The sequence below is a fragment of the Gelidibacter sp. genome (assembly GCF_035577925.1).
Classification (GTDB): Bacteria; Bacteroidota; Bacteroidia; order Flavobacteriales; family Flavobacteriaceae; genus Gelidibacter.
Genome location: NZ_DATJCY010000267.1, coordinates 1 through 9,319, shown reverse-complemented (window position 1 = coordinate 9,319; position 9,319 = coordinate 1). Strand labels below are relative to the sequence as shown.

General features: G+C 37.8%; 9 protein-coding genes and 1 tRNA gene. 6 read left to right on the top strand and 4 right to left on the bottom strand.

The window, feature by feature from the left end; all coding sequences use genetic code 11:
* Positions 1-728: FecR family protein (locus VNJ50_RS10570; protein WP_325581656.1), on the bottom strand; the 728-nt coding region annotated here is incomplete at its 3' end.
* Positions 729-849: 121 nt separating this feature from the next.
* Between VNJ50_RS10570 and VNJ50_RS10565 the strand changes: the two genes are divergently transcribed.
* Positions 850-1,449 (top strand): RNA polymerase sigma factor, encoded by a 600-nt coding sequence (locus VNJ50_RS10565; RefSeq protein ID WP_325581654.1) that lies wholly within the window; start codon positions 850-852, stop codon positions 1,447-1,449.
* Positions 1,450-1,610: 161 nt separating this feature from the next.
* Here the strand turns inward: VNJ50_RS10565 and rpsT are convergent, their stop codons facing one another.
* From rpsT to proS, 3 genes are all read right to left on the bottom strand, one after another.
* A complete protein-coding gene (rpsT, locus tag VNJ50_RS10560) occupies positions 1,611-1,862 on the bottom strand; it encodes a 30S ribosomal protein S20 (RefSeq protein WP_325581652.1) in 252 nt (83 codons plus the stop codon).
* Between the two features lie 26 nt (positions 1,863-1,888).
* Positions 1,889-1,960, bottom strand: a tRNA-Glu gene (locus VNJ50_RS10555).
* Between the two features lie 183 nt (positions 1,961-2,143).
* Entirely contained in the window at positions 2,144-3,622 is a 1,479-nt protein-coding gene (gene proS, locus VNJ50_RS10550) for a proline--tRNA ligase (protein ID WP_325581650.1), read from the bottom strand.
* 100 nt (positions 3,623-3,722) lie between these two features.
* On the opposite strand from proS, the gene VNJ50_RS10545 reads away from it, so the two are divergent.
* From VNJ50_RS10545 to yidD, 5 genes are all read left to right on the top strand, one after another.
* A complete protein-coding gene (locus VNJ50_RS10545; RefSeq protein WP_325581648.1) occupies positions 3,723-4,826 on the top strand; it encodes a hypothetical protein in 1,104 nt (367 codons plus the stop codon).
* A gap of 34 nt (positions 4,827-4,860) precedes the next feature.
* Complete coding sequence (locus VNJ50_RS10540) at positions 4,861-6,384, top strand: OmpP1/FadL family transporter (protein WP_325581646.1); 1,524 nt, start codon at positions 4,861-4,863, stop codon at positions 6,382-6,384.
* A 186-nt stretch (positions 6,385-6,570) separates the two neighbouring features.
* Positions 6,571-7,248 carry a GTP cyclohydrolase I FolE gene (gene folE / locus VNJ50_RS10535; RefSeq protein WP_325581644.1) on the top strand — a complete coding sequence of 226 codons (678 nt, stop codon included), beginning with the start codon at positions 6,571-6,573 and terminating at the stop codon, positions 7,246-7,248.
* A 71-nt stretch (positions 7,249-7,319) separates the two neighbouring features.
* Positions 7,320-8,801 carry a cysteine--tRNA ligase gene (gene cysS, locus VNJ50_RS10530; RefSeq protein ID WP_325581642.1) on the top strand — a complete coding sequence of 494 codons (1,482 nt, stop codon included), beginning with the start codon at positions 7,320-7,322 and terminating at the stop codon, positions 8,799-8,801.
* A 165-nt stretch (positions 8,802-8,966) separates the two neighbouring features.
* Positions 8,967-9,188 (top strand): membrane protein insertion efficiency factor YidD, encoded by a 222-nt coding sequence (gene yidD, locus VNJ50_RS10525; RefSeq protein WP_325581640.1) that lies wholly within the window; start codon positions 8,967-8,969, stop codon positions 9,186-9,188.
* The last annotated feature ends 131 nt before the right edge of the window (positions 9,189-9,319 follow it).

Here is a 9,319-nt window from a genome sequence, read left to right as displayed (position 1 = left end):
CTGTTGAGTACTTCAAAATGAGCACCTTTATGTTTTGTGCTTGGTGACACCTCAAAATACGCTTCGCCATAAACGAGTTCTACCTGACGGCTTTCGCCGTCAGTAAAACTCACTGGGTATTTAAGTTGAGTTTCGGAATTCAACCATACCTTGGTACCATCTGAAAGGGTCATTTGGAATTGCCCGCCTCGGGGAATCGTCAAATAGTTATAGACTAGAGTGCGTGAAGAGGTGTTATTGTAAATTATTTCTTCGCCATTGCTATTAGCGTTTTGCGTTTGATAGGTGGTGCCTTTTTCTAAGGTTACGAGCGTCCCATCCCCCAATGTTAAGGTGGCCTTGTCAATGCCTGGCGCTATAGGGGTGTTGACCATTTGTGGTGCAGGACTTTCTGTTGGATTGCTAGACCATATATCTTTCAGGAAATAGGTAGATGCTAATGCAATGACCAGAACTGCTGCGGCAGCATATTTGAAAACCGAGTGTTTTTTAAGTTTGTAAACTACAGATTTCTCCTTTCTTATAGTACTTAAAAGTCGTTCCAATGCTTTTTCGGAATCCGGTTGGTTCATGTGGTGGTTAATGGCATAATGCGTTTGCACGTAATCTTTGAACACACTTCTGTTTTCAGGATGCTCGATCCATTCGTGAAGTATATCCAGATCGTCAGCGGTTGCCGATTTGGTCAGATACTTTACTATAAGTCTTTCGATTTTTGGCGTTGTCATTTCTCGTGATTGGTTTTATATATTACAATCCAGCTTTTAATAACCCTTGCTTTTTGATAACTTTTTTTCTTTATTTGATTTTTTTATGATATTTACGCACCATTTAATATGTTTTTTAATTGTGGCATATCTGTATGAAAACCGCGAAAAGTTTATAGATCATCTTAAAAATGGTGATGAAAGCGCCTATGCCTATTTGGTAAAAACTTATCATAAACCGCTATTTGTCTACGTTTTGAGCTTGAATAACGACCGTACGTTAGCTGAAGATATTGTGCAAACTGTGTTTTTGAGAATGTGGGAATATAGAAAACGATTAAATATGGATTATTCGATCAAAAGTTTTTTGTATAAGAGTGCCTATAATGAGTTTATCAATCAATATCACAAATCAAGAAGAACTTTATCGACCTTAGAAAAAGTGTATGCAGAAGCACTTGATGCGGTTGTTGATGATGGAAATCGGGAATTGTTAGAGCAAAAAATCGCTCTTGTAACCCGAGGGATTGAAAGTTTGCCGCCAAAATGTAAAGAAACTTTTCTGTTGAGTAAAAAGGAGGGATTGACCAATATAGAAATTGCCGAATACTTGAACATTTCGATTAAAACGGTGGAAGGACAACTTACTAAAGCTTATGCATTATTGCGCGAAGGAGTTGGCAGCCAATTGAAGGGGATTTTGTTTTTGGTGTTTGGTGGAGTGGAGATTGATGATTTTTGATTTTTGATTTTTGGAACGCTGACCTGCCCGTCCGTTCAGGTGGGTGGCATTAATTTTTACTGTTTTATAAAAAATCCCATTAAAAATCTTTCAAAAAAATAAGGCATAAAAAAATCCATTCAAATTGAATGGATTTTATATTATAAGCTTTGTTTCTTTAATTATAAAGATGCAACGTGTTTTGATAAACCAGATTTTAAATTAGCTGCTTTGTTAGAATGAATGATATTCTTCTTAGCCAATTTATCAATCATAGCCGAAACCACAGGCAATAAAGCTTGAGCTTCTGTAGCGCTCTCTGTTTCGCGTAGCTTTTTAATAGCATTACGTGTAGTTCTATGTTTATACCTATTGGTTAAACGTTTAGACTCGTTACTTCTGATTCTTTTTAATGCTGACTTATGATTTGCCATTTCTTTACTTTCTTATTAAAAAATTGTAGCCCGTAGGGGAATCGAACCCCTCTTACCAGGATGAAAACCTGGCGTCCTAACCGATAGACGAACGGGCCATTTGTTTTATTTCAGGTGCAAATAAACAGTTTATTTTTCTAATTTGCAACTTCTTCAAATGAACACACACTTTTTATGTGTGCCTGTCCAACATTAGTTAAAGAACTCATGTCTTTCAGCGGGTGCAAAAATACAACTATTTTTAAATATTGCAAGGCCTAAGCAAACTTTTTTAATAAAATTTAATAAGCCTTTGCAAATAGCACTCTTCCAGCCGACGGTTTCCCTGTAAATACACAGCTTCCAGCTTCATTTTTTCGATCTAATGGAATACATCTTATAGTAGCTTTAGTAAGTTCTTTGATCTTTTCTTCTGTTTCGGCAGTTCCGTCCCAATGTGCTGATATAAAACCTGTTTTACTTTCTAATATGGTTGTAAAATCGTCAAAATTATCGACCTCCGTAATATGTGAGTTTCTAAAATTTAATGCCTTATTAAACAAATCGTCCTGGATTTGAGTGAGCAATCCCTTTATTCTATCTGCCAAGCCTTCTACCTGTACATTTTCTTTGGATAAGGTATCGCGTCGCGCCAATTCGACGGTTTTATTTTCTAAATCTTTTGGCCCAATCGCAATTCTCAATGGCACACCTTGCAATTCGTATTGCGCAAATTTAGCACCTGGTCGCTGAATGGTGCGGTCGTCATATTTGCAACTGATCCCTCTTGATCGCAATTCGCTAATTAAATTCTGAGCAACAACACCGATTGCCTCCAATTGGTCGTCGGTTTTATGAATTGGCACGATCACTACTTGTATTGGTGCCAGATTTGGAGGAAGAACAAGTCCTTTGTCATCGCTATGCGTCATGATCAAAGCACCTACCAAACGGGTTGAAACTCCCCAAGAGGTTGCCCATACATGCTCCAACTTACCTTCATTAGAAGTGAATTTAACGTCGAACGCTTTTGCGAAATTTTGTCCTAAAAAGTGTGACGTACCTGCTTGCAATGCTTTTCCATCCTGCATAAGTGCTTCAATACAATAGGTTTCTTCCGCTCCAGCAAACCGTTCACTTTCGGTTTTTACGCCTTGAATTACTGGTATCGCCATAAAATTCTCTGCAAAATCGGCATATACCCTATTCATAAGTTGCGCCTCAGCCAAAGCTTCCGATTTGGTAGCGTGGGCTGTATGGCCTTCTTGCCATAAAAACTCAGCCGTTCTTAAAAATAAACGTGTACGCATTTCCCACCGCACCACATTGGCCCATTGATTGATCAAAATTGGCAAATCGCGATAGCTTTGGATCCATCCTTTATAGGTACTCCAAATAATAGCTTCACTGGTAGGGCGCACCACGAGTTCTTCTTCCAATTTTGCCTCTGGATCTACGCGCAATTTCCCAGGATTATCAGGGTCATTCTGCAAACGGTAATGCGTTACAACTGCGCATTCTTTAGCAAAACCTTCGGCATTTTTTTCTTCAGCCTCAAACAAACTTTTAGGTACAAAAAGCGGAAAATAAGCGTTTTGATGGCCTGTTTCCTTAAACATGCGATCTAATTCTGCCTGCATTTTTTCCCAAATGGCATAGCCATAGGGTTTGATGACCATACATCCTCTAACTGCTGAGTTTTCTGCTAAATCGGCCTTTACGACCAGTTCATTATACCATTTGGAATAGTCTTCCGCTCTACTTGTAAGATTTTTACTCATACCGAAGTTTTGGCACAAAAGTTGTGCTTATGTTAAATAATAAAATAGTTCAACAAAACTAACTATTTTTGTAATGTTCAACAATAAAAAACAAACAGATATGCAATTTAAAACTTACATAGATCAGAAATTGCCATTCGTTGTTGCACTAAGCTTACTTTTTGGAGCAGCTTCTTGTGGTTCATACCAGTACGCTGGCTATGATAATGACGGCATATATGGCTCCGAAGTTCCGCCGACCCAAGTCTATTATGAACAAGCTCCAAACACCAACAATAGCTATTACAAGGAATATTTTGGTCAAAAATCTTTGGAATTTGAGCACATCGCCCAAGATGACAACGTAATTTTCACCAATATTGACGATTACCAAGGCAACTATTCTGACGAGAACGGAGATATTCAATATCAAGACAGTTATGCCGGCTGGGGTCAACAAAGTCAGAATGTTGACATCAACATCTATAACAACCTTGGCTGGTATCCATACAGCAGATATGGATTTTACAATCCATACCGTAGTTGGGGGTATTATGGCTGGGGCGGTCTAGATTATTATTCACCTTATTATTCATTTGGTTTTTATAATTATGGATTTGGCTATTATGGTGGACATTACCCTTATTATGGGTATAATTATAGATATGGGTATTATCCTTATTATGGCATTTACCACAATAACTATTATGGCCATAATTACTATGGCAATTATTATAGAAATGGCAGAGATGTATCCTATTCCAGTGGAAGACGCGGCAGTGTTTACACCACTACAAGCCGTCCATCGTCATCTTTAAATTCGAGCTCCAATACTATTAATAGACCTAGTAGTAATAATAGTGGCAGAAGAAGCTCTGTCAACTCATCAACTACGACCAGACCCAATGTGAACACTACGCCTACAATAAGAAGGAGCAATAATAGTGCGACCCGACCATCAAACAACGGAAATGTTCAACCTAGTACGAGAACAAGAACCAATAGTTCAGGCACTCCAGCAGTGAGAAGAAGCAGCGGAGCCACCAGAAGTAGCGGAAACAACGTTTCTACACCAAGTAGAAGCAGCAGTCCTTCCTACACGGCACCATCACGTTCAAATAATTCATCACCATCTGTAAGAAGCTCAAGCAGCTCTCCTTCAAGATCTTCAGCACCACCGGCAAGAACGGGCGGGTCAGGATCTTCAAGACGAGGAGGCAACTAGAACTAAAATTTTAGAATTGTTAAAAACTAAAAATATGAAAAAGTTAAGTTTACTATTCATAGCCGCTCTATCCATGTCCAATATTATGGCCCAAGATATTACCGATGCCGTAAGATACTCTCAAAATGAAGTTCAGGGAACTGCACGTTTTAGAAGTATGAGCGGTGCCTTTGGAGCACTTGGAGGCGACATGTCAGCAGTAAGCATTAATCCTGCTGGGTCGTCGATTTTCACACTTGGTCAAGCATCTGTTTCCTTGTCTAATATTGGCACCAAAAGCGATATCAATTATTTTAACGGAATGAGTTCAGCATCAAACTCTAAGTTTGATCTTAATCAAGCAGGTGGCGTATTTGTGTTTAATAACACCAATCCCGATTCACCTTGGAGAAAATTTGCGCTGGGCGTTTCTTATGATAAAACAGCCGATTATGAGAATTCATGGCACATTCGCGGCATCAACACAAATTCTAACACTATTGGAAATTACTTCCTTAACAATGCACAAGGCCTTAGATTAGACCAGATTTCGGCTTTGGACAACGAAAGTCTATCTACCGCCTATTCTGAAATCAACAGAATGTATGGCTTCAACCATCAACAAGCGTTTTTAGGTTATGAATCTTATATTCTTGAACCTTTTAACGATACTGATGATAATACTTCATATACATCCAATATCCGAGGAAATAATTTTGACCAATCCTACACGTATGCCGCAACAGGTTATAATGGGAAATTTTCAGTCAATGCATCTACACAGTATGGTGACAATTTGTATATCGGACTTAATTTAAATTCACATTTTATCAATTACGATAAATTTACTGATCTTCAGGAAAGCAATAATAATGCTGGCTCTTTAGTGAAAGAGGTTCGATTTCAAAATGAACTTTCAACCATCGGCACAGGATTTTCATTTCAGTTAGGTGCCATTGCTAAAGTCAATGAAGAACTCCGTGTTGGATTTACTTATGACTCCCCTACTTGGTACACCATTTCAGAAGAAACCACACAATATCTCGGCACGATAAGAAACGAGAACGGCACCAATATTTCACAAATCATAGATCCTTATGTGGTGAACGTTTATCCCGATTACAAGCTCCAAACACCTGGGCAAATTAGAGGTAGTTTGGCTTATATATTTGGAACTAATGGTCTGATCAGTTTTGATTATACTCGAAAAAACTATGGCAATACAAAATTCAAACCGACATCCGATCCTTATTTTAGTGAACAGAACGAAATAATGAGTCAAAACTTAAGAAATGCATCAACCTACAGGATAGGTGGCGAATACAGATACCAACAAGTTAGTTTTAGAGGCGGTTACCGATTTGAAGAAAGTCCTTATAAAAATGATGCATTCTATGGAAATCTAAACGGCTTTTCACTTGGTTTGGGTTATAATTTTGGAAACGTCAAACTCGACTTTTCCTATGACCATGCACAAAGAGACTATAACCATCAACTCTATACCGTTGGCTTGACTGATGCTGCTGAAATCAACTCAAAAAACTCTAATTTTATTTTGACATTAGGTTTTAATTTATAAAAACCAGTGCATAAAAACAAATCAAAAAGCACTTTCAACAAGTGCTTTTTTTTCATCTTTAGCCAAAGCAATTACAAGGATCAACCCCATGTAATGATTTTATATTTGTTTATCTTTGCATCCTAATTGCGCAAAAAACTGTACTATCTAAGAGTTTTTTAACCAATATCGATTTATAAAACAATTATGAAAACAGACGAGAATACTCATAACATTGATATTTTAGGTGATGACCACATCGGAACTTCATCAGATACACCTATGCGTCCAGACGCCTTTAAGCTTTCAGCAGATGAAAAAATAGATCTTATAAAAGACGATGTTCGCCATATTTTAGAAACCTTAGGCTTGGATCTCAATGACGACAGTCTTAAAGGCACGCCATTGCGTGTTGCAAAAATGTTTGTTAAAGAAATTTTCGGAGGCTTAAGTCCAGATAAAAAACCAAACGCATCCACTTTTGACAACAAATACAAATATGGAGAAATGTTGGTCGAAAAAAACATTACCTTATATTCTACATGCGAGCATCATTTACTTCCTATTGTAGGGAGAGCACACGTGGCCTATATCAGTAATGGTACGGTTGTGGGATTATCAAAAATGAACCGTATTGTAGATTATTATGCAAAACGCCCTCAAGTTCAAGAACGCCTCACCATTCAAATTGTAAAAGAATTACAAAAAGTTCTTGGCACTGAAGATGTAGCCTGTGTGATTGACGCCAAACATTTATGCGTAAATTCACGTGGCATCAGAGATATTGAAAGCAGTACCGTAACTGCCGAATTTGGTGGTGTATTTAAGGACGCCGCAAACCGTCGGGAGTTTTTGGATTATATTAAATTAGACACACAATTTTAATAGCGTGAGTTACAAAGTTAACTGTTAGAACAGCTAAATTTACTCACAAAAACAACTTATACCAAACACAAATGCCACTTTACAACGACAACCAAATTAAGATATACAATTCATTATCAGGAGAAAAGGAAATATTTTTACCTATAAATGACGGTTACGTTGGCATGTATGTGTGTGGACCAACAGTTTATAGCAATGTCCATTTAGGCAATGTGCGAACCTTCATGTCTTTTGATGTCATCTTCAGATATTTCAAACACTTAGGATATAAAGTACGATTTGTTCGAAACATTACCGATGCCGGACATTTAGAAAATGATGCTGATGTTGGCGAAGATAGAATTGCAAAAAAAGCACGTTTAGAAGAAATAGAACCGATGGAAGTTGTGCAACGCTATACGGTCGATTTTCATAATATCTTAAATAAGTTCAATTTTTTACCGCCAAGTATTGAACCAACTGCTACCGGTCATATTATTGAACAAATTGAAATCACGAAAAACATCCTTAATAAAGGATTGGCATATGAAGTTAATGGTTCTGTTTATTTTGATGTTTTAAAATACAACGAAAACAAACCTTATGGCATTTTAAGCAAACGCAATGTTGAGGATTTGATGCACAATTCGCGCGAACTTGATGGCCAAAGCGACAAGAAAAACCCACAAGATTTTGCCCTTTGGAAAAAGGCCGAACCGCAACACATCATGCGATGGCCTTCACCTTGGAGCGACGGTTTTCCTGGTTGGCATTTAGAATGTACCGCAATGAGCACAAAATATCTGGGAGAACATTTTGATATTCACGGTGGTGGTATGGACTTAAAATTCCCGCATCACGAATGTGAAATTGCCCAAGCCGAAGCAAGCAATGATCGAGCACCTGTAAATTATTGGATGCACGCCAATATGCTGATCATGAACGGTAAAAAAATGGCCAAATCAACTGGGAATTATATTCTGCCAAATGAAATTTTCTCAGGAGACAATCCTCATATTACCAAAGCGTTTTCACCAAGTGTAGCACGGTTTTTCATGCTACAAGCGCACTACCGAAGTATTTTAGACTTTACCAATAATGGCCTTTTAGCCAGCGAAAAAGGTTTTTTCAGATTGATGGATGCCATTAACACTTTGGACGAGTTGAATCCGTCCAGCACATCTACATTTGATATTAACGAATGGAAATTAAAGTGCTATGAGGCAATGAATGACGATTTTAACACGCCAATTCTTATTGCAAATCTGTTTGAAGCGGTCAAATTTATCAATCAAATAAAAGAAGGAACGGCAACCATTACACAAGAAGATTTGATCGTGCTGAAAAACACAATCAATACCTTTACTTTTGATGTTTTAGGATTGGTCAATGCTAAGCAGTCAGATACCGGTACAGAAAAATTATCGGGTGCTGTAGAACTTTTAATCCAATTAAGACAAGAAGCCAGGGCAAATAAAGATTTTGCCACTTCCGATAAAATACGCGACGAGCTTGCAGCAGCAGGAATTCAGCTAAATGACGGTAAGGACGGAACAACATTTACAACCAATTAATAAATTGCAAACATATTTGACCGTTAGCTTTTGTTGTAAACATCTTTATAATTTTAACAACATCTAGGTCGTTGGCACTTTAATAATGCATACTTTAATCTGAGGATTTCTGTTCAACAAAAAGATAACCCCTATTGATCTCAAGCGGTTTAAACATCAAAACCATTGAAAAAAATTCTTACATACCCGTTTTTATTACTGATTAAGGTCTATCAAACTTTCATCTCACCATTAACACCTGCCAGTTGCAGATACCATCCCACCTGCTCACAATACGCCAAAGAAGCTCTACAAAAGCATGGACTTTTAAAAGGCGGCTGGCTAGCCATAAAACGTATTTTTAGTTGCCATCCTTGGGGAGGAAGTGGTTACGATCCTGTACCATAACTAAATTTATTCACGGACTTTATCATATGCCGATCAACCACGCACTTTGGTACGGTCATTTCGAAGTTTTACCGATTAGTGCGGTGTCAATTTGATCGTTAACTTTAATAAGGAAAGGAATAACCTCAGCA